We start from the raw sequence: 25,113 nt of genomic DNA, 5'->3' as shown, positions 1-25,113 counted from the left end.
TTGTACAGACGAAAAACCGCCTGCGCGTGTGACGCGAGGCGGTTTTGTTCTTAATATTAGGAAACTATAGTTTCCTGCTGCTGTCAAAAAGGTGTGTGTTGGACCAAATGTATGTGAAAGCTATCCCTGTATTGCAGCTTTACGCTTACTATTCTGCCGGGTCATCATGAGTACCAGAAGATAGACAGCGAGCAGCAGGAGAGGTGCCAATATCGAGTACCGGTACATCACGGCATAGCTGGTGAACATGGCGACAGCGCCAAGCAGCATGGAGCCGATGGCGACACCGAGATCCAGCGAGTTCAGGAACATTCCGTTGGCTAACCCGCGCTGGCGCGGCTCGACAGACTGAATCATCCAGGTCTGGAGCGCAGGCTGCATGGAGCCGAAGCCGAAGCCGTAGCATAGAGCGGCCGGGAACAAGCCTGCCGTTGTGGAGGCGAAGGATAGCAGCAGCAACCCCGTGGCGATGAACAGGCTTCCCGGGATGAGCAGGGCAGGCGCACCATAGCGGTCGTAGATTCTGCCGGAGAGCGGCCGGATCACGACAATGGCTAGAGCATTGAACAGGAAGAAGTAAGCGATATGCTGGAGGTGCTTCTCTTGCCCGTAGAGAGCCAGGAAGCCGAGCAGACCGCCATAAGAGATGGATAAGAGAAAGTTAAGCAGGCAGGGAAGCAGCAGCCTGCGGTAAGGGCTGCTTCCGGCAGCTGCAGCCGGAACTGCGGGCGGCTCCAGATGTCCGCCAGGCAGTGACTTCGCCAGGCGGAAGCCCATCGGCAGGATCAGAGCAAGCGCTACAGCCGTCCCCAGCAGCAGGGACCCGAAGCCTGGTCCTTGCAGCAGGCTGAGTCCGATCAGCGGGCCAGCCGACATGGCGAGGCTGGTGGATAATCCGAAATAGCCCATGCCCTCACCCATCCGGCGGATAGGGATGACATCAGAGGCCATGGTCGGGAACGCCGTGCTGGCCATACCGAAGCCTACGCCGAACAGCATGCGGAACAGCAGCAGGGTGAAGATGCTGCCTGCGAAATAATAGCCCGCCACCGAAGAGAGGGCAACGGCAAGACCAAGGAAGATCAGCAGGTTGCGCCCGCCCTTCTCCAAGGCCCTGGCGGAGAAGAGGCGGGAGGCAATCGCGCTGAAGGCGAACAGGCTGGTGACAAGGCTAACCTGCACGGGTGAAGCATGCAAGGCACTTTCCGCATAAGCCGGAAGGGTAGATAAGGTCATCTGCAGTCCTATGAACAGCAGAAGATTGCAAAGGGTGAGTGTAATGAAGGATGTTGTCCATAGACGTTCAGATGATTGATTCAAGTGTTTTGACTCCTATTCCTGATGTAGATTTCCGGTGTTGTGATAGATTTGCTCCAGCATACTGCGGAGGTCTTCAAGCTGCTGCGGCTCGAGCCCGGCTACAGCCATATCTATAGTCTGCTGCTCCAGCGCTATAGTGTTCTCAATTAACGCCCGACCCTCTCCGGTGGCATAGAGCTGGAATGCTCTGCGGTCCTCCGGGTTGGCCGTTTTGGTAATGAAGCCTTTCTTGAGCAGTAGCTCCACGATCCGGGCAGTGGTCGGCTGGTCTTTGGCAGAGGCAACGGCAACCTCCTTCTGGTTGACTCCGCTGCGGTCACAGATCATCAGCAGGGTGGACCATTGCTCGGGTGTGATGTCATAAGGCTTCAGCGCCCGGGCGAAGCTTACTGAGATTCTCCGGTGGGTCGAGCCCAGCAGGAAGCCGAGGAATTGCTGGGGAGAGGAAAGAGTCATAAATGAACTGCTCCTTTGTAATTAATTGTTGTAACAAGTATAAGCATAACAAGTAAATGGGTCAAGGAGGAAAGGTATCCGTCCAATCTAACAACAACAAAAAAGCCCCGCTCCGCATGATGCGGAAGGGGGCTTAGACTATTTGCTTTGTTTTAAACCTGTGGTACTTTCTCCCAGTCTTTCAGGAAGCGTTCGATACCATTGTCGGTCAGCGGGTGCTTCCAGAGCGATGGCAGGAGTGAACCCGGGATGGTAGCAATGTGGGCGCCGGCGATTGCAGCTTGCTCCACATGGGCAATGTTGCGGATACTGGCGGCGATGATCTCGGATTTCAGGTCGTAGTTGGTCAGAATCGTCTTCAGATCCTTGATCAGCTTCATCCCGTCTACACCGATATCATCCAGACGTCCGACGAACGGACTGATATAAGTAGCTCCTGCCTTGGCGGCCATGAGGCCTTGAGCAGCGGAGAATACGAGCGTTACGTTGGTTTTGATGCCTTTTTTGGTCAGTTCATAACAAGCTTCCAGACCATCTTCGGTCATAGGCAGCTTGATGACCACGTTCGGAGCCCATTCAGCGATCTCGTAAGCTTCCTTAAGCATCTCTTCAGCCGTAAGGCCGATAACCTCAGCGCTTACAGGACCAGGGACAATAGCTACGATCTCCTTGATTACGTCCTTAAACAATCTGCCTTCCTTGGCGATCAGCGACGGGTTCGTCGTTACGCCATCCACTAATCCGAGGCGGGTAATACGTTTGATTTCCTCAATATTTCCGGTATCCAAGAAAAATTTCATTTCCAGGTATCCTCCCTTGATTTCGTATGGATTTGACAAAACAGCAGGCTCCACTTCATTATGAGACATGCCACGTGAAGTTTCAACTGTTAATTTGAATCTTTCAAAATAACTTTATGGGAACGGGCGAAAAAAATGTTTTTACACGGGTAGGACCATTCACGGACACTTCTGTCCATGATACTATAGAAGCGGTATTGTTCATTACAGGCGATGGGCTGGTGACAGGAATGTATACTTTAATTGCGGGAGTGGTGCTGTTTCTGCTGGTCACAGCCGGAATTATTGCTTACCAGAACAGCAGAATCCTTGCGGAGCAAGAGTCGGATGCTTCCAGAGCGCATACCGGCAATCTGATGTACTCAGTATATAATCAGAGATTCTCTGCGGGTGAGGAGCTGCCGGAGGCGGTGCCGCTGTTTCAATTCACGGTGGTTAAGCCAGGGGAAGAAGACCTGCCGGAGTCAGAAGCGGGAACAACCCGTGCCCTGTGCAGAGTTGCCGCCGGTACGGGCGAGCTCGTGTTATCTGATGCGCAGAATTATATGCTGGGCATTCTCCGCCAGGCCGCAGTGCAGGGAGGCCGGCTTACGCATGTTTCTTTTTCGGGGAATGCAGCCCGCAGGGGCGAAAAGGAACTGATTCAGGCGCTGGAAACTGCGGCGAAGGAGGAGACCAGCTATGCAGATCAACGTTAATGATGTCGTCCTGTCGGTTCACGAAGGGGACATCACCTCCTGGCAGGGCGAAATGATCGTCAATGCCTCCAACTCCGGTCTGTATGGAGGCGGGGGAGTGGATGGGGCAATACACCGGGCTGGAGGCCCGGAAATTGCGGAGGAATGCGCGGTAATCCGCCGGAAGAAGGGCGGCATTCTTCCCGGTGAAGCTGCGCTTACCAGTGCAGGGCGGCTTGCTTTTCGCGGAGTGATACATACGGTGGGGCCGATCTGGAAGGGCGGTTCGGCTGGTGAAGCGGCTGTGTTGGCGGGATGCTATAAGAGCAGCCTTGATCTGGCTTGCGCCCATGGGGTGAAGAGCCTCGCTTTTCCGAATATCAGCACGGGCATTTACAACTTCCCGAAGGAGCTGGCCTGCAAGACGGCGCTGGAAGCTGTAGCTCTATATGTCCGCGCGAAGAGCCCGGCAGAGCTCCCGCTGCGGCAGATCGGTTTCGTCTGCTTCGAGCATGAGAATGCCAGGCTGTATGGGGCCATGCTTGGGAACTATAGCTGAACGGCAAAAGCCTGTCCGGGCAGAAGCCCGGAAGTCAGGCGTGATATTTGCCTACGGGTGCGTTCAATACCCATTCCAGCATTAGAATCAGATCTTCCAGCCTGGTCAGCTGTGCGTCTAGCGCGGCCCTCTGCGGGTCACCGGGAGGCAGGGGAGCCAGCCGCGATTCCAGGGATCTGCGCTGGAGCGTCATTTCGTTGATTTTGGATTGGATTTGGTTCTCGGTTCTCATGCGGATGCCTCCTGATGGATTATTAGTAGTCAGGCTGATGGTAATGAATAAGAATTCCTTGTGGACAGGCACAGCCGATTCCACTTCGTTCATTATAACGGATAACATGGAGGGAATAAAATGAGTATCAATGTGAAACAGCTGGCAGCGGAGAAGGCAGTCGAATATGTGCAGGACGGTATGAAGGTAGGCCTGGGAACAGGCTCCACTGCTTACTGGGCCATCAGCAAGCTGGGGGAACGGGTGAGCGAAGGCCTGCAGATTACGGCCGTAGCTACCTCACAGGCGTCTGAGGATCAGGCCCGCGAACTGGGCATCCCGCTGGTAGCGTTCAGTGATGTGGACAGCCTCGACCTGACGATTGACGGGGCGGATGAGCTGGACGGGGCACTGCAGCTGATTAAGGGCGGGGGCGGTGCGCTTTTGCGGGAAAAGATTGTCGCCATGGGCAGCGCCCGCATGATCGTTGTGGCCGATGAGAGCAAGGCGGTGACCACGCTCGGGAAGTTCCCGTTGCCGGTGGAGATTGTGCCGTTCGCCTGGGAGTGGACGGTCGCTGATCTCGCTAAGCTGGGCTGCAAGACGGAGCTGCGGCGCAGCGGAGAAGACCTGTACAAGACGGATAACGGCAATTATATCGCCGACTGCCGTTTTGAAGCGATTAAATCGGCTGCAGAGCTGGCGCTTGCCCTCCAGCGTATTCCGGGAGTTGTCGAGCACGGTCTCTTCATCGGGATCGCCGATCTGGCGATTATCGGCAAGAGCGACGGCACAATTGAGATTATTGAAGGTGGCCAGGATCGCTAAGCCGCATACAGGCCGCAGGAAAGGGAAGGCTTCTACAGCCAAGCAGGCGCTTCCACCCGGACGCCGGTTCCTGGCCTGGCTGCTGCTGATTGCCTATAGCGGAATGCTGCTGTACTGGATGTTCATCGGATTCGGACGGACGGTTCAGCTGGACGGGCCGCTCCGTTACAATCTTGAACCGCTGCGGACCGTGCGTTTATACTTTGACATGACTAACGGATTATCGTATGCTAACAGGCTGGTGAATCTTCTGGGGAATGTGGCGGTATTCGCGCCTTTTGGCATTCTGCTTCCGCTGGTGGTGACCGGCTACCGCTCTTTTATCAGGCTTACGCTTTTGTCTGTACTGGGCATTATGGTGCTGGAGCTGCTGCAGATGCTGCTGCATGTCGGGAGTCTGGATATCGATGATCTGCTGCTTAACCTGCTGGGTGTGTGGACAGGGTATGCACTGCTGCGGCTGGTGCGGGGATAGCGGAGGTCTGGGGTCAGGTATATTTTTAGGAGGATGAGATATATGTTGATTGATTTGAAGCCGCTTGTCGGCACACCGCAGGTGAATGAGCTGCTGGCTTATGCGGTTATAGATGACCCGGATGCGCTGATCCGCACTTCGGAGGAATACAGTAAGCTTGCGGCCATGCAGCTGTGCGGCTGGGAGGAGGACGGGCTGCTGGTCGGACTGACCGGCTACGAAGAGACCGAAGACGGCTCGCTCGACATCCGCCATATCGCAGTGCTTCCGGAGAACCGGGGCAAAGGGTATGCGCGCGGCATGATTCTTGAGCTGGTCACCTCCCGTCAGCCGCGTTATCTGGTAGCCGAGACCGAGGACGAGATTGCCGCAGACTTTTACCGCAGCCTGGGCTTCATGGTGTACAGCCTGGGTGAGAACGCTGCTGGCATCGAAATGTTCCGCTGTGTCTATGAGGTGGAAGAGACGGAGGATGAGGAGTAGCCGGACGACGGTATCAGGCTATGCAATAGGTGAGATAAACAATATTAGCCACTCTGCACTTTGCGTGCCGGGTGGTTTTTTTGTGTTCGGGAGGGCTACTTGATCGTCCAAATGAAGAATGATGTAAAATTCATGAAACCAGTTGACTTTTAACGCAAAGGACAATATAGTTTTACTGTAAAACAGTTCGACACGTGAACTAATATGGAAAGGCGGAAGCAGCATTGAAGAAAGACGCAGATGAATGGATCAATCGCTACGTAGATGCTTATATGGTCGTTACGAGGCAGATCAATGCGCGGCTCCGGGATATTTTTGGCGAAGGTCTGACAACGGACCAATTCCTGATTCTCAGGCTGATCAGCGGACAGGAGAGGTGTACCTCCACATATCTGGCTGAAGCAGTCGCCGTAGGCAAAAGCTCGATTACTGCCATCATCAACCGGCTGGATGAAGCCGGGATGATTCAGCGGACCCGGGACGAGAATGACCGCAGGCAGGTGTATCTGACCATGACGGAGTACGGAGAGAGTGTCTACAAGACCTCTGAGATGCAGATGCAGCAGGTGATCTCTCCATACTTGTTCCACTTCGAGGATCACAATATAGAGCTGTTTATTACGATGTTTGAGAAGCTGGCATTTCTGATGCAGGATACAGGGGGGAGAAGCAATTGAGAACGATTTTGAAGGCAAGATGGGCGGTTATCGCGGTGTGGCTGGCTGTGGCGGTGGTGTTATTCCTCACGGCTCCCGGGATGCCCGATCTGGTGCGCGAGAAGGGTCAGATTGCTGTTCCGGCTGGCTACACCTCATCGCGGGCTGCAGAGATTATGAAGGAGGTGGCTGCGGCCAAGGACGGGGAGACGGTGCATCAGGTGGCCCTGGTGTTCCATAAGCCTGAGGGGCTGACGGCCGCAGACACCGAGAGTATTAAGCAGGGTGTGGAGAAGCTGGCCGGGAACAAGGGTTCCCTGAAGCTCAGCGCGATTACAGATCCGTTCTCACAGCCTGAGCTGAAGGATACGCTGATTGCCGGGGACGGCAAGACGATTATGGTTGCATTGTCGGTGCAAGGCGGAGAGGAGACAGTCAAGGAACTCCCGGCTAAGTCTGCAGAGCTGCTGGGCAACGTTACGGCGGAGCATTATATGACCAGCGAAGGGCTGATTACGGAGGATACGATTGCCAGCTCGGAAGCCGGTCTGAAAAAGTCGGAATACATCACTGTCGTGTTTATTCTGCTGATTCTGTTCGTGGTGTTCCGTTCGTTCGTGGCTCCGTTCGTGCCGCTGCTGACGGTGGGGCTGAGTTATATCGTGTCCCAGTCGATTGTCGCGTTCCTGGTAGACCGTTTTGACTTTCCGCTCTCGACGTTCACCCAGATCTTCATGGTGGCTGTCATGTTCGGGATAGGGACCGATTACTGTATCCTGCTGATCAGCCGGTTCAAGGAGGAGCTTGCACAGTCGGAGGATACGCAAAGCGCCATTATCGCCACTTACCGGAAGGCTGGTGGAACGGTGTTCTATTCAGGGCTGGCGGTCTTTGTCGGCTTCGTGGCAATCGGCTTGTCCAAGTTCATGCTCTACCGTTCGGCGGTGGCGGTGGCGGTAGGCATAGCGGTGATGCTGCTTGCACTTGTTACCGTTGTGCCGTTCTTCATGGCGGTGCTGGGTCCTAAGATGTTCTGGCCCTCCCGCGGCAAGCTGGAGCACAGTGAGAGCCGGATCTGGGGAGCGGCCGGTTCGTTCTCGCTGAAGAGACCCTGGGCTGCGCTGCTGATCGTTGCTGCGGTTGTGGCACCGTTCCTGCTTACCTACAGCGGGAAGCTGAGCTTCAACAGTATGGATGAGATTGGGCCTAACTACGCCTCGGTCAAAGGGTTCAATATTATATCTGAGAGCTTCGGTCCGGGTGAATCCATGCCGGGCAAGATTGTCATCAAGAATGACGACCGGATGGACACTGCAGAGTATATGGGACTTGCCGAGAAAATCAGCCGCGAGCTGGAAAAGGTGGATGGCGTTAAGGCTGTGCGCAGCATGTCCCGGCCTACCGGGGAGCAGATTAATGACTTCCTGATTCCTACTCAGGTGGCTACGCTGTCGGACGGTCTGGATCAGAGCAGTGAAGGGTTAACCAAGATTCAGAGCGGGCTGAGCGAAGCAAGCAAGCAACTGAAGGATAATGGTCCTAAGCTTGCCGAGGCCGCCTCGGGTAGTGCGAAGCTGACGGAAGGAACGGCTGAGCTGAAAAAAGGCATTGACGCGCTGGGCACTGGCTTAACGCGGATCGAGGAAGGTATCCGCAGCGGCGGAGCCGGAGCCGGAGAGATCAAAGCCGGCCTGGCGCAGGCGGCAGGCAGTGCGAAGCAACTGGCAGCGGCCAATGCCTCACTGCTCGAAGGGTACAAGAAGATCGGCAGCGGCCTGACCGCGCTGAACGGAGGTCTTACCGGTCTGCAGAAACAGCTTCAAGGCGTGGCAGATGCGCTTAATGGTCTGGGAGCTTCATTCACCGGACTGGAAGCCGCCTATCCGGAGCTGCTCCAGGATGTGAATTACCAGACGATCAAAGGTACAGTCACACAGAGCGGTACGGGAGCTGCGGGGCTTGCCGGAGGACTGGGCCAGATCTCGGCCCAGCTAAGCGGGGCGGCGGCCGGTTTGACGGAAGCCAATGCCGGATATTCCAAAGCGGCAGCGGGGCAGGCTGCGTTGGCGAAAGGGCTGGATCAGCTGGTAGCCGGTATCGGCAAGCTGCAGTCCGGGCTGAAGCAGGCGGCTGACGGCCAAGGGCAGATTGTCGGTAAGCTTCCGGCGATTACCACCGGGCTTACACAGCTCCAGGGCGGGCAGAAGCAGCTTGCCGACGGGTTCGGCGAGCTTACGGGCCAGCTTGGACAGCTGACGGACGGACTGACGCAAAGTGCGGATGGTCTGGGACAAATCACAGGAGGCTTAAGCTCGGCGCAGGATTACCTCAAGCAAATTCAGGATGCCAAGGATGATGAGCTAAGCGGGTTCCTGGTTCCGGCAGAGGCGCTTAAGGCCAAGGGCATGCAGCAGGTATTTGATACCTATCTGTCCGGGGACCGCAAAGTCATGACCCTGGATGTGGTCTTCGCTGGGAATCCATACAGCGCGAAGGCTATTGACAGTGTCGGACAGATTCAGGCAGCGGTGGACCGTGCCGTGGCCGGTACCAAGCTTGCGAATGCGGAAACGGCCATGAGCGGCGTGACCAGCACCTACAATGATTTGCAGACCATCTCCAATGAAGATTACACGCGTACAGTAATTCTGATGCTAAGCGGTATTTTCATCATCCTGGTGGTGCTGTTCCGCTCGATGATTATGCCGCTGTACATCATTGCCTCATTGTTAATTACTTACTTTACGGCACTGGGCATCACTGAAGCGATCTTCGTGCATCTGCTTAACTATTCGGGAATCACCTGGACGACGCCGTTCTTCAGCTTCGTGATGCTGATTGCCCTCGGGGTGGACTACAGTATCTTCCTGATGGACCGCTTCAATGAGAACAAAACCTGGGATGTGCGGGAGGCAATTCTACATGCCATGCGCAATATGGGAACCGTAATTCTCTCGGCTGTAGTGATTCTGGGCGGAACCTTCGCCTCGATGTATCCTTCCGGGGTGCTGTCGATGATGCAGATTGCCACGGTTGTATTGTCCGGTCTGGCACTGTATGCACTGGTATTCCTGCCGTTCTTCGTGCCGGTGATGGTGCGGATGTTCGGCCGGGCTAACTGGTGGCCGTTCCGTCCGGCGGCTGGGGAGGATCACCCGAAATCACTGGATATGTAATGTTCAGCATTATATGATGTGACTCAATGATGGAACACTCTACAAGAGCAGGCTTTCGCTACTAAGCGGAGCCTGTTCTTTGCTGTTTACGTAAGAAGAAGTCAAAATATTTGTTAATGCCGAGTAACCTTATGCGCCTGTGCTTCATCTAAACAGATATATACAACTAACAAGCGGGAAGCAGCAGCATCCCGAAGGAAGGGAGGAAATCTACCCTGGATAGCGTACAAGAGGATCTGGTCAGGCGTGCCCAGGCGGGTGACAGCGAGGTCTTCATCCAGCTGGTAAAGATTCTTGAGCGGCGGATGTATAGTGTCGCCAAGTCCATGGTCAGGAGTGACGAGGATTGTGCAGATGCGATGCAAGAGACCGTGCTGAAAGCTTTTAAAGCCATCTCAGGACTGAAAGAAGCGGCTTATTTCAACACGTGGCTGTTTCGGATTCTGATCAACGAATGCAACTTGATTCTGCGCAAACGGGAGAGGGTGATAGTCATGTCCAAACCGCCGGAGAGCATAGAGTCCTCTTCTGCGACCGCAGAAGATATGGATCTCCGTCAGGCCATTAGTGGGCTGGAAGAGGTAACGCGGACGATTGTTAAGCTGCATTATTATCAGGGATTGAGGCTTCAGGAGATTGCAGAGCTGCTTGAGCTGTCAGAGAGCGCGGTCAAAACCAGACTGCACCGTGCCAGAAAAACCTTATATGAATCTTTGGTACAACCTGCAGAAAGGAAGGGGATCCAATGAGTCGTGAGCAATTCGAAAGCAGGCTGGCAGGACTCCAGGAAGAGAGTCTTCCAGAAGTGCCTGAGCTTGTGCACCTGCGCATGGAGGATACTTACCGGATAATTGGCGGAGGGGACGAGGCAGGCTTGGAGGAGACTCCAGCAAAAAAGCTCCGCTCTAAGCCCAACAGAAAACGTAGCTGGGGATCCCGGGTGCTGATTAGTGCAGCATCTGTGGCAGCCGGGCTGGTATTCATTATTAGTCTGGGGTTCATCTCTCCGGCCATGGCAGAGACCTTGAAACAGTTGCCGTTCATGGAAAGTGTATTCAAGCTTGTCGGAGATGCCGGGCTTCAAAAAGCAAATGAAGCAGGCTTAACCACCAATGTTGAGCAGAGCGTCACTCAGGACGGGATGACTATCAGGGTGTCGGAAATAATGTATGACGGAAGCCGCTTGTCACTGGTCCTTACCCGTGTTGAGTCCGAAGGTGGTCAAGATTTGGGTGCTTGGTTTGATCCTTCGACCCCGCCCAGTCAGGTAACGGGAGGGATAAAAGATATCGAGTTTTTGGTGAACGGAGAACCGGTGAATACGGGATACAACATTGGTAAGAGAAGTACGGGTGCACCTGACTCTGTCATCGTTACAGCACTGAGTGGAAGTGATCTGCAATTCCCAGACCAATTTGATCTCACAATGTTGGTCTCTATTAATGGAATGGATGAGCCATTTCGCTTTGAGTTTCCCGTGAGTAAGAATACTTTGGATGAGCTTGTGCTTGTTCCCGGAGAGGTCAAGGTACATGACCATATTCATTTGCGGTTCACACGGCTGGAGCTAAGCCAAACGTCGACCAGGCTGCTAGCTGAAATCAAGGGAGACCCCGGAGCGGATATTAAGATTATTGAGGAAGCCATTCCAGATAAATATAAGCAACACGGGTTACCTAATATTTGGTTTGAGCTGTGGGATGGGCAAGATCAAGAGGCCGTTATGGTAAATGGTGGCTATAGTGGTACCGGGGATACGCTATCATACAGCTGTGTCTTTGAACCTTTTGAGAAGAGGCCGGAGAGCATCACTATTAAACCTTACATCTTGAAGAATGGGGATAGGGATAGGCTTTACATTCCTGAACTTGAAATAACTGTTCCTGTAAAATAGTACATAACAACCTCCGTGGCACGGTAACGTGCAGTAGCCGGAGGTTGTTTGTTTTATTACTGTGGTTAGTGCCAGGCGCAGGAAGCCTTCATCATGGTGTCTATGTATCTGCGCATTCAGCGCAGCTTCGCAAAGTAACTGCGCAGCGCCCATCCGCGTTCCTGGCGCTTCTTGTATTTGGGCAAGGAACGGTAGACCGCTAGCGATTCCTCAAAAGCGCGCTTGGCATCGTCTGTCCGGCCCAGCGCCTTATACATCGACCCGGCAAGATAATAAGCCTCGCTGGAGGAGGTCTGGATCTCCTGGAATTGGCTCACATAATGGAGCGCCTTGTCCTGGTCGATATGCCGGAAGGTCTCGGCCAGACGAAGGTAAGGCTGCCCGTATTGGGCTCTGCGGTTGATCTCGAGGCCTTGAAGCATCTGGCCTTCGCCTTCGGCAAGCTGGCCCAGCTTGAGGTTGGCGTATCCGAGCTCCACCCAGTATTCAGCCGAGGTCTCATAACGGTCGGCGATGGCCGTCAGCAGCTCCTTGGCCTCGCTGTAGCGCTTGCGCTCAATCAGCAGCCGGGCCAGATCGAATTTGGCGGTGACATCGTTCGGGTTCTGGGCAATGGCAGTCCGCAGTCTGGACATCTGACGGCTGCGGCGGAATGGCTTGGAGAAGCTGGGCAGGATGCCGACATAACGGCGGTCCAGGAAATAGAGAACAACCAGCAGGATAATCAGGGCCAGAATCGGATTACCGAGCAGCCGGTAGAGCAGCAGGAAACCTAGAATTTTAATCATGAATATGAATTCCCTCCGTTACGTGTGTGGTTCGATTGCGCTTCCTGCAAGTTGGATATGAATAGGCAGGGTAATTATACCATATCATCCTTTTTTGAAGCCACGATAAAAGAGGATGGGGGCCGTTCCTCAGTTCCAGGTGATCCATAACCCCCCCCGCTCCTGCCTGCACTGCTGTCATTGACAGCCTGCTGCGGAAGTCATAAGCTTTGTGTACAGTTAAATTGTCTCATAGCTTTATTAGCTCTTATAGAAAGAAGGATGAAACATGGAGACATTGGCAAGCAAGGTGCAGCTGCGTCCCCTGGGACGCTCTGAGCTGTCTGTATCGCCGCTTGGCCTGGGCTGCTGGCAGTTCAGCCGGGGCAAAGGATTCGTAGGCCGTTACTGGAGTAATATCACAGACGCGGATATTCTGGATATCGTGCGGGTCAGCCTGGAAGGCGGCATGAACTGGGTGGATACGGCAGAAATCTATGGCGGCGGCAAGTCGGAGGAGGCGCTCGCTCATGTACTGGATCAGCTTCAGCAGGAAGGCAGCCCGCATGCGGCTCCGCTGATTGCGACCAAATGGTGGCCGATGCTGCGGACGGCAGGCTCCATCACCGCTACTATCGACCAGCGCATCGCTTGCCTTGGCGGCAGAGGCATTGATCTGTACCAGATCCACCAGCCGTTCTCGTTATCCTCCATTGCCAGTGAGATGAAAGCGATGGCAGGATTGGTGAAGGCCGGCAAAATCCGTTATGTCGGAGTGAGCAATTATTCCGCCAAGCAAATGACAGAAGCACACCGGCTGCTAAAGACCTACGGTCTGTCGCTCGTCTCCAATCAGGTCAAATACAATCTGTTGCACCGCAGCATCGATCAGAACGGCATCATGGCTGTGGCCAAGGAGCTGGGTATCTCGATCATCGCATATTCTCCGCTTCAGCAGGGCATCTTGACCGGCCGTTTCCATAGCGATCCGTCGCAGGTGGCTGCCGTCTCGCGTTCCCGGCGGATGATGTCCGGCCTGGACGACAAGAGCCTGGCCCGCAGCAAGCCGCTAATCACTTCGCTGACTGCACTGGCTGACAAATACGGGGTTACCCCCGGGCAGATCGCGCTGAACTGGCTGATTCATTATCATGGCGACACTGTAGTTGCCATTCCCGGCGCATCCAAGGCCCGCCATGCCCGGGAGAATGTCGGCGCCATGAGCTTCCGGTTGGAGCCGGAGGAGCTGGAGCTGCTGAACGAGGCTTCCTGGGCAGCCCTGAAGTAGTAGCCTGGAAGAAATCATTAAGTCTGGTGGTGAACACAAATGAATGATAAGCATTGGCTCGTGGTACAGTATCCTTTAAAGAGCTCCAAGGGAAGCAAGCGTGATGAATGGCTTAGAGAGAAAGTGACCGAATACTTGAATTTGTTCCTGGCAGATGCCGAACTTGGTTATGTGGATGGCTTTGATATGGGCAAGAGTATGGCTGACCCGGCCAAATATGTGCTTAATCTATTCTGCGTAGTGACAGATGAAGCCCGCGGAATTGCTCTGGTCAAGAGAGTCTTAAAAGATCACAGGCTGGACTATACACGGATCACCATCGCCACGATGCCTTTTGAGGGCGGAGGAACCTATATGCTGAAGTACGCCGCCAAGAAAGGCGTGACTGATTTTTCGTTATAAGTCTTTCTTAAAAATATAAGAAATTATATGTTTCACACGATAACTTGTCCTTCTATTTCTCGCTGAAACGGTACCGTCCTTACAAAGGACGGCAAAGCCGTTTCCAGTTGTATCAATCAGGGGTTGTGTATCACGTAACGTGATACAGTACGATTGGTGTAAGAGGTGATAGAAATGAATAATATTATACGAATGCTGTCCGTGAACCAAGATTTCAGAATGGCTGTTGCGGATACCCGTCAGATAGCTTCAAAAGCATTAAATGCGTTTACCGGGACAACCGGAATGCGCAGCCTTTTGCAGGAGATCATAACGAATTGTGCATTATTATCTTCCATCAATGATGCTCCTTCTAAAATAAGTTTTTCTTTCCGGCTTTCTCAAGGCGTCTCAATTTTTTGCCAGATCTCTGATGCGAATTGTACTATGGAGTATAGTGCTGAAATGAATGAATTTGACGGGACAGCCGCTGATCTGTTTGACGGTAAATCTGTGGTCTCGGTCACGACAGGGAATTGGGAGACAGGGATACACACTAGTACAGTTGAGGCGCATATGGATAGCGTTGTTATGCTGTTTTCTCACTTTACAGTACAGAGCGAGCAGCTTCCAAGTCATATTATACTCGCTGAGGACAATGCTTCCAGAGGGATTTTGATGCAGCCCTTACCCTTCGCAGATAACCAATTGATGGGAAAGGCTGCTTATGAACTGCTATATCAAGCTAAGGAATGGGGACAACTGCCTTGGGGGCAGATTCCCGGGAGGTTGTCCTGTTTAGCAAAGGTGATCTCAGAAAATACGATAGAGTAGAGAGTATGACTATGGAAAAATACATTAAAACCAAAGAATTTGCAGAGCTGACTGGAGTTAGTGTGCGTACCTTGCAGTACTATGATGACATAAAGGTTCTCACTCCGGCCTATGTCAATGAGCAGGGGCACCGCTTTTATGACTCAGATTCCTTCTCCAGCATGTTTGTTATTCTTTCACTTAAAAATATGGGAATGACGCTCAGCGATATTCAGCAATATCTTAACAATGACAGCTTTGACGTCAGGCTCTTTATCCGTGAGGAAAAAGACAGGATTCAGACAGCGCTATCGGATCTGCAGCTTCGATTCATGCGTCTGTCCGTTCTCGAGGAGAAGGTTAGTGGGGGACAGGACGTAACCCCTTATATTCTTCCGCTTTTTTCACAGCTGCCGGATACAGGCGATTCTCCAAAAGGCAAACCGGCTTCCTTTAACCTTAAGCTTTGGAATACCTTCATTAAGGAATTGGATTTCTGTGCTGAACACCGCTTGTCTGCAAAAGATGATAGAGCGGAAAAATGTGTTCTATACTGGAAAAAGAATATTCTTGAGGCAAATCAGGTACCGGAGGATACGGTAAAGAAATCAGAGGCATATTATCAGCAGAATCCGGCGAACACTTTCGGGATCACGCAGGAAAATTACCGCTATTTAGTCCAGTTGATTGAAGAGTATGATGCCGGCTTGTAAGCCGTAACATAGAGCAACGATTCTCCATGAGGGGAACCGCTTGCTCTTTTTAATTGGATAAATGTATAGCATCCTTACCTATAATTCAGATAAAACTGTTTAGGATTGGAAAGAGCGGTTTATATAAGGGATAAGATGCTTCGCACTCACGCAAATTCAGGGTGAAGATTATGGAAGGAGGTTGAACTTCAATGAGTATGAGCGTACATAACCTTATGGCTTTTAATCATCAGTTTTTTAGACCTCAGCCCGTTCTAAGTCCCAAAGTGCAGAGACAGGAAGACAAGGTCCAGAGCTTTCAGGAAGTCCTCAATGAGAAGCTGAGCAGCTATGGCGGCATGAAGAAATAAGCAATAGAGCCGCAGAACTATTTACTAAGAAGACCTTGCAGCAAATCATAGAGCCTTCAGTACAAACAGCAAAAAAGGTGCCTTCCGGAACTCGGAAGGCACCTTTTTGCTGCGTCCTGGACATGAGCGCACCTGCCATCCGGCAGACTAACGCTTGCTTCGCACCCGCTTTGATTTGCGCAGCTTCGGTTCCGAGCCTGGCGCCTGCCGCATGATCCATTTCAGATAAGCGGCAATCTGCGGGTCGCTCCGCAGGCTCTCCAGTGTCGTAAGGCCAAGAACAACGAGATCGCTGTTGGTATACAGGGCATGAATCTGCCGGTGGCAAGCCTTACACAGAAGGGCCGTCGGGAGCAGGCTGCCGCCTTTCTCGCGGGGGATCAGATGATGAACGGTAGTTGCAAGAGGAGAACGGCCGCACAGCTCACAAGTGTCCAAGGCCCGGGCAGTCATATCTTAAGGCCGGACTTCGAAGAATTCACAGCGGCTGCGCGAGTAATAGGTCAGATCACTGACCCGCGACTGGATCACAACATCCGAATCCGTGAACCGCACTATCGTAGCGCCGGAATTCACCAGATGGTCATCCTGGAAGACGCGGACGGGCAGCTTGCGGTCAATCGCTTCCTGCAGATCCTGGTCAGTGAGTAGTGGTCGGTTGATGGGCATGGAATAAATCTCCTTTTATCTAGGGATAACTGCTGATTCAGCAAATACGATCAGTATACCCGTCTGTCCACCAGAAATCCACTTAACACTTACTTGGTCTGATCCTTCGCAATATAAGTGCAGGAGGACGGAGTACCTTGAATGTCATACTGAAGGGTAAGAACGTCATCCTTCCTTTCGGCCTCCACAGAGAATGCCGGCGCTTCCGGATTAGTCAGCTGCACCTCAAGGGACTGGTTTTTGCCGGTTGAATAATTTCCGTAAGACATCTGCACAACATTCCCGTTGGTCTCTTCTATAGACACAGCTCCTCCAGAAGTAGCAGGGGTTGCTACAAAACGGACTGTCGTATAACAGCCTGTCCTGTCGGGTACAAGCAGTTTGAAACGCGTGGGTGATCCACCAAACACCGCGGTCCACTTTTTGTGCGCAACCGGAATAAAAAACGGGAGTGGCTTGCGATTTTGAGTACAGATGTCACGCTGGATGCTGCTGAAATCGTACTAATCTACGGCATGCGCTGTAGTATTGAGACTTTTTTCAAAGTCACCAAAAGCTATTTGAAACTAGGGACAGAGTTTCAGAGACGCTCTTTTGACCAATTGATTAGCCATACCACGATTGTATCCAGCTGTTTTTTGTCAACTAAAGGAATGGATCTCCGGTTTACCTAGATTTATCAAGGGTTTGTTTGGACATTTGAGCTGCGAAAGTTGAGTTAATAATGCTAGTAGAAATTTTAAAAAGACAATGGAAATTATTGATGAAATGAAGAGTCATATTAGAAATGTATCAGGTGGACAAGCTTTAGATAAGTATATTGATGAAGTCATTTCATAAATTATACTAAATACACAATTTGCGTTGAGAACGTAGCCCGACAGTATGTTTAAAATCCCACCAATCTTAACAGGTATGCGGGATTCTATTTATTCGAGCTTACATTAAATAACCCGCCGGGTTATATTCTTTGTTCCTCTAAGGGAATGCGATTAACCTCATCACATCAACTAAATCCTCATAGGGTGAGTATATTTTATACTATTCCTTCATTATTTCGAAGTGTTCACTCTTACTCTGATTTGGCAACTCTCAACTTGTGTTTTTCCAATTGCAATCTTTAATTCTCTGAAAATGACATCACTCGCTTTCTACAAAAAAATGTGGAACGTTAACAATTATATGTTCCAAAACAACTATTTCAGACTACGTTCCTTTTTTAAATATGATGAAAAAACACCGATCAGAGTTAAACGGTGTATTTCTTAATAATCATAAGTTGAGTAAATTCTGGAATCAAACGCCTAGACTCTAGATTATATTGTGTAGTTCTAATATTTCTTCTTATATCTCAGATACAAGGTCAACGCGAGCATAGCAGCATCAAAGATTACAACTATCCATAAAAAGGGTCTATCCCAATTAATATTCTGCTTATTCCGTATTACAATTAGGATTACAAATAAAATGATTCCGGAGATTGTTACTGTGTGTAGGATTTTTTTAATCACATAGATCAACCTTCCTTAATTTGGGGTGTAATAACAATGAACAAAGGATTGAAAAGTATATGAATGAAATGAGCTGCGTATAACCCATAGGTGAAAAAATACTTTTACATATACATTATACATAAATAATTGCTTAAAAGGAAAAAGAGAGGATTATTTTTAATAAAAACAAAATTTGACAAAATAAACTATATAATATACCACAAAAGAGAAATAAAATATATTTTGGGAGGTATTAAATGAAAACTTTTCTAGTGAAATCCTTGGCGGTAATTTGTATTGCAACAGTTACCCTTACAGGTCCATTATCTTCGATTTCTGCAGCAAGTCCAGCCGGCGCTACGTCTGCTTACGAATCTATTTCAACAGAATATTCTATGCAGAAAGTGTTCCCAAAAAATAATGAAAATGATGTTTATGAAATTAAGACTGCTTATGCTGACGTAAATATTGAAGTGATAGATGGAGTAATAGATGATTGGACAAAAATAAAAGTGAGTAGTGAACTTGATGGTTCAAATGACATAGTTGAAAAGACCACTGTAGACGGAAAAGATTCTTTTTCTATATCAACTAATGAAGGTAAAGTTTACAAAGTTACAACGGATGGTACTACTGTGTATTTGAACGGAAAGGCATTGAATAGCAATAGTACTGTAAGTCCAGTAAGCGAACAAAACTCTGTGGTAAGTCCAATGGCCTGGAGCGGTGTTTGGATCTATGAAAGTTATATACAGGGGGATGTTAACACTGATTATAGTATTATCAGTGTACTAGCAGCTATTTTATCTGCTCTTTATAATGTTCCATATGCTGGCTTAGTCTCACTTGCAACTGGAATTATCGCTCTTGCGATTAAGAATGTTTGGTACACAAAGATCACGTATCATGATGGAAAAGCATACCAAAGAATGCACCGCACTGTTACGTTTAATTACTCTGATTCATTGCGTTATAATTTGATTGGAGAAACTGAATTTATTATTTAAACTTGCTCTTGGCTTTATCGAGCCAGCTATAAACCTCAAATAAATTCTTGGTGGTTTTAACTTCTTGAAAGTGTGTTGGATGAAAAGTCTGTCAACCTTAACTGGTCGATAGGCTTTTTGTTTATTGGGAATTCAATCCATTTTTAAATGTGAGGAAACTCGCAAAAAAACAAATGTTCGTTTAATTGTAGAAAATTATATGAAAATGAAAGTCGGGAAAATAGTTGGAAATATATGTAGGACAGGTCGGAAAAGATTACGCAACGTAAAATAGAAACCTCGGCATCCGTAATGGCTGAATCCGGGACACATGTTTGAGCACCGGAGCGCCGCGAGTGCTCTTGGCTGCCAGCATCCTGTAGGAGCAGATCACATTGTATTGTTTGACCCTTACAAAGATCTAAAGGTCTGCGGGGTTGTGGTGCAAGTAAATCGGTATTTGCAGCAAATCAAGTTCCTATTAAATTAGTAATAAGGAAATATATACTTTAAAAATACCCCGCCAGTTATTCTGGCGGGGTTCCTTGTCATTTTCACAAATATGGTGCCCTCCAGGTCAGCCACAGGGCCTCTTACCGGCGGCTTATTTCTTTCAGCCACTCCGTATCTTGTGTGGCTACGGTCAGATTGGAGAGCTGCAGCGGAAGCTGGAAGTGCTGAGGTTGACGGTGAGAATCCCAAAAACTAACGGGTTTTAGAGCAGTATTTTCTTCCAACTTAACGATTATAAAAATCACTAAAAAATCACTCACTCTCTTGCACATCATTAAATACGGTTTCAAAGAAAATCATAAATACATCCATGATTAGCTAAAACGTGAAGTGATTTGCTTTCGTTAACACCTATTTTAGAATCGTAAGTATTTCCACCCTAAATCGGCAATATGCCTCCTCAAAAAAAACAGTGGCCTACGGTACACTGAATCTTGTAAAAGAAACCTTTGAGAGGGGTACAGAGGAATGAAAAAAACAAAGAACCTGGCGCTGGCGCTGGTCTCCATCATGCTCATGAGCTCACTTGCAGCGTGCGGAGGAAGTAATAACAGCGGCAACAAGTCTGCGGAAGTAAATAAGGGTAACAACGCGTCAAGCACATCAGCACCCGCAGGTGAAGGAGACAAGGCAGAGAAGGTTGAGCTGTCGTTCTGGACGCTGGGCAACGTGAATTATGAAGAGCTGGCGGCTGCCTACACCAAGGAACACCCTAACGTAACTATTAAAATTCAGAATACCGGTGACCAGACGGCCCACCACAACAATCTGACCACAGCACTCTCGGCGGGTTCAGGCGCACCTGACATTTTCCAGCTTGAGATCGGTTTCATGGAACGCTTCCTGGGAGCCCAGGACAAATTCTACAACCTGAATGATCTCGGAGCCAAAGACATCCAGGCCAACTATCTCGACTGGAAATGGAAGCAGGCTTCCTCCATCGACGGCAGCTTCCAGCTCGGACTTCCGACAGATATCGGCCCGACTGTAGTCTACTACCGTACTGACCTGGCTGAAGCAGCCGGACTGCCAAGCGATCCTGAAGGCTTCGGCGCAGCCATCGATACATGGGACAAATTCGCTACGGTAGCGAAAGCGTTCAAAGACAAGACAGGCAAGTATTTCTCCGACCTGACCGACCTGACGTACAATGCGCTTCGTGACCAGTCGGCAGACGAGATCTATTTCAGCAAAGCAGACGGCAGCTTCATCGGCGATACCAATCCGCAGGTGAAGAAGGCATATGATTTTACCGTTAAAGGCATACAAGAAGGCTGGATCAGCAATGTTATGCTCTGGTCGCCTGAATGGGGCCAAGGCATGAACGATGGTTCGTTCGCCGTCGTGATGGGCCCGGCCTGGATGGCCGGCAATATCAAGAGCAACGCGCCGGACTCCTCCGGTAAATGGAAAATTGCCCAGCTTCCCGAGGGCGCCGGTAACTGGGGCGGTTCGTTCATCACGCTGCCGAAGGAAGGCAAGCACTCCAAGGAAGCCTATGATTTCATCCAGTGGCTCGTGAACAAGGATAACCAGCTGGAATCCTTCAAGACCAAAGGCCTGATGCCTTCTATCCCTGCACTGTACGAAGATCCTGCGTTCGTGGATTTCAAGGACGACTTCTTCGGCGGACAGCAGACGGCAGTGGAATTCGGCAAAGCGGCTAACCGCGTGAAGCCGGTATACTACGGACCGCTGCATGACCAGACCGATACCTTCTTCAAGAATGCGCTGAAGAACGTGCTGGAGAAGAAAGCCGATCCGGCCAAAGAATGGGACGATGCTGTCAAGCAGTCAAAAACGCTTGCAGAACGCGGCTAACCTGTAATTTGCGGGGAACAGGCTTCCCCAAATATCCGGATTCACGGAGCATTCCCTCTGTGAATCCGGATTTAGATATGAATTCCCTGGAGGTGTGACATGGCAGAGCCCGTAATTACGAGTCCGCATGCCGAGAGCAAACGTCCTTTCTTCACTGAACAAAGACGGAGCCGCTTCACTGCGTATACTTTCATTTCACCGTTCTTTATTCTGTTCTCGATATTCGGACTATATCCAATCTTCTTCACATTCTATTTATCGTTCTTCAAGTGGGATGCCTTAGGTCCAATGAAATACGTGGGCTTCAAAAACTTCGAGCTGATCACCACGGACCCGACCTTCTGGATCTCCTTCAGTAACACGCTGATTATGGGGCTTATGGGTACTGTGCCGCAGGTTATGCTGGCGCTGCTTCTGGCGGTGCTGCTGCATTCGGGGATGACCCGGTTCAAGAAGACCTTCCGTATCCTCTATTTCATGCCGAATATCACTTCGATCGTGGCCGTTACTCTGGTATTTAGTACCCTGTTCGGCAATAACGGGATGATCAACTGGCTGCTTAACGGAATCGGGTTAGAGAGCATGGCCTTCAACTCCGGCTGGTGGGGGGTCAAAATTGCCATCTCCACCATGGTCATGTGGCGCTGGACGGGCTACAATGCGATCCTGTTCCTCTCGGGCCTGCAGAGCATTCCGATGGATCTGTACGAATCCGCCAAAATCGACGGAGCTAACCGCAGACAGCAGCTGTTCTTCATTACACTGCCGCTGCTTAAGCCGTTCATTATCTTCGTTTCCCTGCAATCTACTATCGGTGCCCTGCAGCTCTTCACAGAGCCGTATGTCTTCCTCGGCCAATCCGGGACCGGATCTACCCGGCAGGAAGGGATTACGATGGTCACTTATCTGTACAGTGAGGCCTTCCGCAACGGCTTCTTCGGCACGGCGGCGGCTACAGCAGTTCTGCTGTTCCTCGTTACGATTCTGTTCTCTGTCTTGAATATGCTGATTTCCAGAGGCGGCGGCAGAGCGACTGGAGGGAAAAAAGCATGAGTACACTGCGTATATTCAGAAAAAAACCGGATGATCTCGGCTTCTTCGGCAAGCTGGGCTTTTATCTTCTACTGATTCTCGGAGCACTGGTCTCCATCTTCCCGTTCTATTGGATGTTTGTGGTCGGGACCAATGACAAGGGAGCCGTATTCCACGTACCGCCGCTGCTCACCATCGGAGACCAGTTCTTCGAGAACTTCAAGCGGGTGCTGGACAAATCGGACTTCTTCCAGGCGCTCGGCAACTCGCTGTTCGTCTCGTCCATGGTGACGGTCTCGGTCGTGTTCTTCTGTACGCTGGCCGGGTATGCTTTTGCCAAATATGAATTCCCTGGTAAAAATGTGCTGTTCGTCTTCGTTATCGCCACCCTGATTGTTCCGCAGCAGCTAGGCGTATTGCCAACCTATGTCATTATGGCCAAGCTTCACTGGATCGACAGCTTCAAGGCGCTGATTGTTCCGGCTATGGTCAATGCCTTCGGGATCTTCTGGATGCGGCAGTACATCTCCTCGGCCGTGCCTACCGAACTGATCGAAGCCGGACGTATTGACGGGGGAGGACACTTCCGGATTTTCTGGAGAATTGCCGTTCCGGTCATTACACCGGCGATGGCTACCCTGGGTATTCTGAATTTCATGACGGTATGGAATGACTTCTTCTGGCCGCTGGTGGTCTTGAAGAACAAGGAGCATTTCACGATTCAGATTGCATTGCAGCAGCTGTTCACTACACGTGACGGGCTTGATTACGGGATGATTATGTCCGCTACCTTCACGGCCACGCTGCCGCTGCTGGTTGTCTTCCTGCTGTTCAGCCGCTGGGTCATTGCCGGACTGACTTCAGGTGCCATCAAGAGTTAACTGTCTGTCTATTTGGTATGTAAGAGGATTTACAGAATGCTGTGAAGAATAATAATCAAGTGGAAACGGCTTTGCCGTCCTTTTAAAGGACGGTACCGTTTCAGCGACTTTTTGGACATAGACCGCAGGAGGAAGGGAACGTCATGAAGCTCCGCCGCAAAATCTTGTTCGCTATTATTCTTCTTGTATTCATTCCCGTGATTGTTATGGGGATTGTTACGTACGTGAATTATTCGAATGCCATGGAGAAGAAATCCAGCAATTTCTACTGGATCTCCCTGCTGGAGACGGACCGCAAGCTGAAGTTTGCCCTCAGTGAGATTTCATCGATCACCAACTCAGCAATCACACAGCCTGCAATTCAGCAGTCGCTGAAGCAGCAGAATTTCGTCCTCACCTATGACCGCAAGCAGGAAATCAACAACCTGCTGATCAACCATCCGATGATTACCTCGTTCAGCCTGTACGGCAAAGACCGGCTGCTATACCAGTACAATGCGCCGATGTCTTTCGCAGATATGCACAAGCAGGTCTGGTTCGGAGCCATGGAGGCTGCCGAAGGGCGCCCTGTATGGTCCGGTCCCGGAGAGAACGGCTCGGCCAGCGGCGATAAGCCGGTGCTGGTCCATGCCAGAGTGATTAAGGACTATTATTCGCTGGAGGATATCGGCTATCTGGTTGTATACGTGAAGCCGGATCTGCTCGATCAGATTTTCTGGGAGGCTGCGACCCTGAAGAAAGGGGATATTCTGCTGGTCAACAAGCAGGGCAATATCGTCTTTAACAAGTCCGGGGAGCATATCGGGGAACGGACGGATTTTCCTTTTTTGCAGGAGAATTATAACCAGGAGCAGGATTATTACATTGACAATTATCAAGGGGAGCGGTCACTGATCACTTTCCTGCCTTCACATAACGCGGACTGGTATCTGGCGGCCATTACGCCGATGAACCTGATCTCCTCCGAATCGGTCTCCATCCGCAATATTGCGATTATTCTCGGCATGGTGTCGCTGCTGTCGGCCTTCCTGTTCGACCGTTATTTCATCCGCAGGCTCGTCCGCAGCATTAACAGTGCCGTGAACGGTATGAAGCGGGTCAAGCAGGGGATCTTCACCCCGATTCCGGTACCGCTGCGGGCCAATGATGAGAGCGATTCCCTGATTGACGGCTTTAACCGGATGAGCTCGCAGATCAATGAGCTGATTGATCAGGTCCAGACCGAGCAGGGACGCAAAAAGGAAGCAGAGATGCAGGCGCTGATGGCCCAGATCAACCCGCATTTCATCTATAATTCACTGGAATCGATCAATTCCATGGCGGTGCTGGCAGGCAACCGGGATATCAGCAAAATGGTCATCTCACTCGGCCGGCTGCTGCGGATCAGCATCAGTCAGAATCAGGAGCTGATCCCGCTGCAGATGGAGTTCGAGCATGTCCGCCATTACCTGGATATCCAGAAATTCCGGTTCGAGGACAAATTCTCCTATGAGCTGGAGCTTCCGGAGTCGCTGAAATACGTGATGACCCAGAAGCTGATTGTTCAGCCGATTGTGGAGAATGCCTTGTATCATGCCATTGAGCAGATGGAGGAGCACGGGACGATTACAGTCACTGCCCAGGAGAACGGCAAGGATATTATCATTATTGTGAAGGATAACGGGCCCGGCTTCGATCTTGAAGTGCTGATGAGCCAGTGGGACAAGGAGCGGAGCAACCTCAAGAAATACAGCGACAGCGGGGTTGGGCTGAAAAATGTGCATGAGCGCCTGAACATCCGGTTCGGCAATCCCTATGGTATTCTGGTCTGCTCCTCACCGGGCTTCGGATCAGCCATCTGCATCCGGATTCCGAGGATACAGCCGTCATGA

The 25,113-nt window shown here is 50.8% G+C and carries 27 protein-coding genes and 1 pseudogene; 20 read left to right on the top strand and 8 right to left on the bottom strand.

Features of this window, described 5'->3' with window-relative positions:
- Window positions 1–120: 120 nt before the first annotated feature.
- The 3 genes from MKX42_RS19855 to fsa all read right to left on the bottom strand — a co-directional run bounded on the left by MKX42_RS19855 (window position 121) and on the right by fsa (window position 2,576).
- Window positions 121–1,320, bottom strand: a complete 1,200-nt coding sequence (locus MKX42_RS19855) for an MFS transporter (protein ID WP_340754010.1) — start codon at window positions 1,318–1,320, stop codon at window positions 121–123.
- A 12-nt stretch (window positions 1,321–1,332) separates the two neighbouring features.
- A complete protein-coding gene (locus tag MKX42_RS19850; RefSeq protein WP_340754009.1) occupies window positions 1,333–1,776 on the bottom strand; it encodes a MarR family winged helix-turn-helix transcriptional regulator in 444 nt (147 codons plus the stop codon).
- 152 nt (window positions 1,777–1,928) lie between these two features.
- Complete coding sequence (fsa, locus tag MKX42_RS19845; RefSeq protein ID WP_036694437.1) at window positions 1,929–2,576, bottom strand: fructose-6-phosphate aldolase; 648 nt, start codon at window positions 2,574–2,576, stop codon at window positions 1,929–1,931.
- 230 nt (window positions 2,577–2,806) lie between these two features.
- Here fsa and MKX42_RS19840 point away from each other — a divergent pair, with 230 nt between their 5' ends.
- On the top strand, window positions 2,807–3,274 hold the full coding sequence (locus tag MKX42_RS19840) for a hypothetical protein (RefSeq protein ID WP_340754008.1): 468 nt from the start codon (window positions 2,807–2,809) through the stop codon (window positions 3,272–3,274).
- Window positions 3,258–3,812 carry a macro domain-containing protein gene (locus MKX42_RS19835; RefSeq protein WP_340754007.1) on the top strand — a complete coding sequence of 185 codons (555 nt, stop codon included), beginning with the start codon at window positions 3,258–3,260 and terminating at the stop codon, window positions 3,810–3,812. The genes MKX42_RS19840 and MKX42_RS19835 overlap by 17 nt, the downstream gene beginning before the upstream one ends.
- Window positions 3,813–3,846: 34 nt before the next feature.
- Here the strand turns inward: MKX42_RS19835 and MKX42_RS19830 are convergent, their stop codons facing one another.
- The gene (locus tag MKX42_RS19830; RefSeq protein ID WP_036729275.1) at window positions 3,847–4,044 is read right to left on the bottom strand and encodes a hypothetical protein; all 198 of its coding nucleotides are present in this window, start codon (window positions 4,042–4,044) and stop codon (window positions 3,847–3,849) included.
- Between the two features lie 126 nt (window positions 4,045–4,170).
- Between MKX42_RS19830 and rpiA the strand changes: the two genes are divergently transcribed.
- From rpiA to MKX42_RS19795, 7 genes are all read left to right on the top strand, one after another.
- Window positions 4,171–4,851, top strand: coding sequence for a ribose-5-phosphate isomerase RpiA (gene rpiA, locus MKX42_RS19825; protein WP_340757744.1), 681 nt, complete (start codon window positions 4,171–4,173; stop codon window positions 4,849–4,851).
- On the top strand, window positions 4,820–5,326 hold the full coding sequence (locus MKX42_RS19820; protein ID WP_340754006.1) for a VanZ family protein: 507 nt from the start codon (window positions 4,820–4,822) through the stop codon (window positions 5,324–5,326). The genes rpiA and MKX42_RS19820 overlap by 32 nt, the downstream gene beginning before the upstream one ends.
- Window positions 5,327–5,368: 42 nt before the next feature.
- Window positions 5,369–5,809 (top strand): GNAT family N-acetyltransferase, encoded by a 441-nt coding sequence (locus MKX42_RS19815; RefSeq protein ID WP_340754005.1) that lies wholly within the window; start codon window positions 5,369–5,371, stop codon window positions 5,807–5,809.
- A 224-nt stretch (window positions 5,810–6,033) separates the two neighbouring features.
- The gene (locus tag MKX42_RS19810; protein ID WP_340754004.1) at window positions 6,034–6,486 is read left to right on the top strand and encodes a MarR family winged helix-turn-helix transcriptional regulator; all 453 of its coding nucleotides are present in this window, start codon (window positions 6,034–6,036) and stop codon (window positions 6,484–6,486) included.
- Window positions 6,483–9,641, top strand: coding sequence for an MMPL family transporter (locus tag MKX42_RS19805; protein WP_340754003.1), 3,159 nt, complete (start codon window positions 6,483–6,485; stop codon window positions 9,639–9,641). Before MKX42_RS19810 ends, MKX42_RS19805 begins: the two co-directional genes overlap by 4 nt.
- Window positions 9,642–9,829: 188 nt before the next feature.
- Complete coding sequence (locus MKX42_RS19800) at window positions 9,830–10,390, top strand: sigma-70 family RNA polymerase sigma factor (protein ID WP_340757743.1); 561 nt, start codon at window positions 9,830–9,832, stop codon at window positions 10,388–10,390.
- A complete protein-coding gene (locus tag MKX42_RS19795) occupies window positions 10,387–11,535 on the top strand; it encodes a DUF4179 domain-containing protein (protein WP_340754002.1) in 1,149 nt (382 codons plus the stop codon). Before MKX42_RS19800 ends, MKX42_RS19795 begins: the two co-directional genes overlap by 4 nt.
- A 116-nt stretch (window positions 11,536–11,651) precedes the next feature.
- Here the strand turns inward: MKX42_RS19795 and MKX42_RS19790 are convergent, their stop codons facing one another.
- Window positions 11,652–12,323, bottom strand: a complete 672-nt coding sequence (locus MKX42_RS19790; protein ID WP_340754001.1) for a tetratricopeptide repeat protein — start codon at window positions 12,321–12,323, stop codon at window positions 11,652–11,654.
- 268 nt (window positions 12,324–12,591) lie between these two features.
- On the opposite strand from MKX42_RS19790, the gene MKX42_RS19785 reads away from it, so the two are divergent.
- The 5 genes from MKX42_RS19785 to MKX42_RS19765 all read left to right on the top strand — a co-directional run bounded on the left by MKX42_RS19785 (window position 12,592) and on the right by MKX42_RS19765 (window position 15,847).
- On the top strand, window positions 12,592–13,590 hold the full coding sequence (locus MKX42_RS19785) for an aldo/keto reductase (protein WP_340754000.1): 999 nt from the start codon (window positions 12,592–12,594) through the stop codon (window positions 13,588–13,590).
- Between the two features lie 39 nt (window positions 13,591–13,629).
- Window positions 13,630–13,992 carry a hypothetical protein gene (locus MKX42_RS19780; RefSeq protein WP_340753999.1) on the top strand — a complete coding sequence of 121 codons (363 nt, stop codon included), beginning with the start codon at window positions 13,630–13,632 and terminating at the stop codon, window positions 13,990–13,992.
- A gap of 174 nt (window positions 13,993–14,166) precedes the next feature.
- A complete protein-coding gene (locus MKX42_RS19775) occupies window positions 14,167–14,805 on the top strand; it encodes an Hsp33 family molecular chaperone HslO (RefSeq protein WP_340753998.1) in 639 nt (212 codons plus the stop codon).
- 11 nt (window positions 14,806–14,816) lie between these two features.
- A complete protein-coding gene (locus tag MKX42_RS19770) occupies window positions 14,817–15,497 on the top strand; it encodes a MerR family transcriptional regulator (RefSeq protein WP_340753997.1) in 681 nt (226 codons plus the stop codon).
- Between the two features lie 191 nt (window positions 15,498–15,688).
- Complete coding sequence (locus MKX42_RS19765) at window positions 15,689–15,847, top strand: hypothetical protein (RefSeq protein WP_340753996.1); 159 nt, start codon at window positions 15,689–15,691, stop codon at window positions 15,845–15,847.
- Window positions 15,848–15,994: 147 nt separating this feature from the next.
- Here MKX42_RS19765 and MKX42_RS19760 read toward each other — a convergent pair whose 3' ends face one another.
- The 3 genes from MKX42_RS19760 to MKX42_RS19750 all read right to left on the bottom strand — a co-directional run bounded on the left by MKX42_RS19760 (window position 15,995) and on the right by MKX42_RS19750 (window position 16,821).
- On the bottom strand, window positions 15,995–16,300 hold the full coding sequence (locus tag MKX42_RS19760) for an HNH endonuclease (RefSeq protein ID WP_340753995.1): 306 nt from the start codon (window positions 16,298–16,300) through the stop codon (window positions 15,995–15,997).
- A gap of 3 nt (window positions 16,301–16,303) precedes the next feature.
- Window positions 16,304–16,516, bottom strand: a complete 213-nt coding sequence (locus tag MKX42_RS19755) for a hypothetical protein (RefSeq protein WP_209873220.1) — start codon at window positions 16,514–16,516, stop codon at window positions 16,304–16,306.
- Between the two features lie 89 nt (window positions 16,517–16,605).
- Window positions 16,606–16,821 (bottom strand): hypothetical protein, encoded by a 216-nt coding sequence (locus MKX42_RS19750; RefSeq protein WP_340753994.1) that lies wholly within the window; start codon window positions 16,819–16,821, stop codon window positions 16,606–16,608.
- 114 nt (window positions 16,822–16,935) lie between these two features.
- Here MKX42_RS19750 and MKX42_RS19745 point away from each other — a divergent pair.
- From MKX42_RS19745 to MKX42_RS19720, 6 genes and pseudogenes are all read left to right on the top strand, one after another.
- A pseudogene (locus MKX42_RS19745) lies at window positions 16,936–17,157 on the top strand (IS4 family transposase); the annotation flags it as partial.
- Window positions 17,158–18,266: 1,109 nt separating this feature from the next.
- Window positions 18,267–19,016, top strand: coding sequence for a hypothetical protein (locus tag MKX42_RS19740; RefSeq protein ID WP_340753993.1), 750 nt, complete (start codon window positions 18,267–18,269; stop codon window positions 19,014–19,016).
- A gap of 960 nt (window positions 19,017–19,976) precedes the next feature.
- Window positions 19,977–21,329: an ABC transporter substrate-binding protein gene (locus MKX42_RS19735; protein ID WP_340753992.1), complete on the top strand. Its 1,353-nt coding sequence runs from the start codon at window positions 19,977–19,979 to the stop codon at window positions 21,327–21,329.
- A gap of 99 nt (window positions 21,330–21,428) precedes the next feature.
- Window positions 21,429–22,382: a carbohydrate ABC transporter permease gene (locus MKX42_RS19730; RefSeq protein ID WP_340753991.1), complete on the top strand. Its 954-nt coding sequence runs from the start codon at window positions 21,429–21,431 to the stop codon at window positions 22,380–22,382.
- Entirely contained in the window at window positions 22,379–23,242 is an 864-nt protein-coding gene (locus MKX42_RS19725; protein WP_340753990.1) for a carbohydrate ABC transporter permease, read from the top strand. The genes MKX42_RS19730 and MKX42_RS19725 overlap by 4 nt, the downstream gene beginning before the upstream one ends.
- 143 nt (window positions 23,243–23,385) lie before the next feature.
- Window positions 23,386–25,113 carry a cache domain-containing sensor histidine kinase gene (locus MKX42_RS19720; protein ID WP_340753989.1) on the top strand — a complete coding sequence of 576 codons (1,728 nt, stop codon included), beginning with the start codon at window positions 23,386–23,388 and terminating at the stop codon, window positions 25,111–25,113.

Source organism: Paenibacillus sp. FSL R7-0204 (assembly GCF_038002225.1).
GTDB lineage: Bacteria > Bacillota > Bacilli > Paenibacillales > Paenibacillaceae > Paenibacillus_AQ.
This window is presented reverse-complemented; position numbering and strand designations above follow the sequence as displayed.

Excerpts from the sequence above, each read along its gene's own strand:
- MKX42_RS19785 (WP_340754000.1), top strand. The coding sequence starts at position 12,592 with ATGGAGACATTGGCAAGCAAGGTGCAGCTGCGTCCCCTGGGACGCTCT.
- MKX42_RS19795 (WP_340754002.1), top strand. The coding sequence starts at position 10,387 with ATGAGTCGTGAGCAATTCGAAAGCAGGCTGGCAGGACTCCAGGAAGAG.
- MKX42_RS19775 (WP_340753998.1), top strand. The coding sequence starts at position 14,167 with ATGAATAATATTATACGAATGCTGTCCGTGAACCAAGATTTCAGAATG.
- MKX42_RS19770 (WP_340753997.1), top strand. The coding sequence starts at position 14,817 with ATGGAAAAATACATTAAAACCAAAGAATTTGCAGAGCTGACTGGAGTT.
- MKX42_RS19830 (WP_036729275.1), bottom strand. The coding sequence starts at position 4,044 with ATGAGAACCGAGAACCAAATCCAATCCAAAATCAACGAAATGACGCTC.
- MKX42_RS19720 (WP_340753989.1), top strand. The coding sequence starts at position 23,386 with ATGAAGCTCCGCCGCAAAATCTTGTTCGCTATTATTCTTCTTGTATTC.
- MKX42_RS19790 (WP_340754001.1), bottom strand. The coding sequence starts at position 12,323 with ATGATTAAAATTCTAGGTTTCCTGCTGCTCTACCGGCTGCTCGGTAAT.
- MKX42_RS19725 (WP_340753990.1), top strand. The coding sequence starts at position 22,379 with ATGAGTACACTGCGTATATTCAGAAAAAAACCGGATGATCTCGGCTTC.
- MKX42_RS19735 (WP_340753992.1), top strand. The coding sequence starts at position 19,977 with ATGAAAAAAACAAAGAACCTGGCGCTGGCGCTGGTCTCCATCATGCTC.
- MKX42_RS19755 (WP_209873220.1), bottom strand. The coding sequence starts at position 16,516 with ATGCCCATCAACCGACCACTACTCACTGACCAGGATCTGCAGGAAGCG.
- MKX42_RS19850 (WP_340754009.1), bottom strand. The coding sequence starts at position 1,776 with ATGACTCTTTCCTCTCCCCAGCAATTCCTCGGCTTCCTGCTGGGCTCG.
- fsa (WP_036694437.1), bottom strand. The coding sequence starts at position 2,576 with ATGAAATTTTTCTTGGATACCGGAAATATTGAGGAAATCAAACGTATT.
- MKX42_RS19835 (WP_340754007.1), top strand. The coding sequence starts at position 3,258 with ATGCAGATCAACGTTAATGATGTCGTCCTGTCGGTTCACGAAGGGGAC.
- MKX42_RS19765 (WP_340753996.1), top strand. The coding sequence starts at position 15,689 with ATGAGTATGAGCGTACATAACCTTATGGCTTTTAATCATCAGTTTTTT.
- MKX42_RS19780 (WP_340753999.1), top strand. The coding sequence starts at position 13,630 with ATGAATGATAAGCATTGGCTCGTGGTACAGTATCCTTTAAAGAGCTCC.
- MKX42_RS19760 (WP_340753995.1), bottom strand. The coding sequence starts at position 16,300 with ATGACTGCCCGGGCCTTGGACACTTGTGAGCTGTGCGGCCGTTCTCCT.
- MKX42_RS19840 (WP_340754008.1), top strand. The coding sequence starts at position 2,807 with ATGTATACTTTAATTGCGGGAGTGGTGCTGTTTCTGCTGGTCACAGCC.
- MKX42_RS19815 (WP_340754005.1), top strand. The coding sequence starts at position 5,369 with ATGTTGATTGATTTGAAGCCGCTTGTCGGCACACCGCAGGTGAATGAG.
- MKX42_RS19740 (WP_340753993.1), top strand. The coding sequence starts at position 18,267 with ATGAAAACTTTTCTAGTGAAATCCTTGGCGGTAATTTGTATTGCAACA.
- MKX42_RS19730 (WP_340753991.1), top strand. The coding sequence starts at position 21,429 with ATGGCAGAGCCCGTAATTACGAGTCCGCATGCCGAGAGCAAACGTCCT.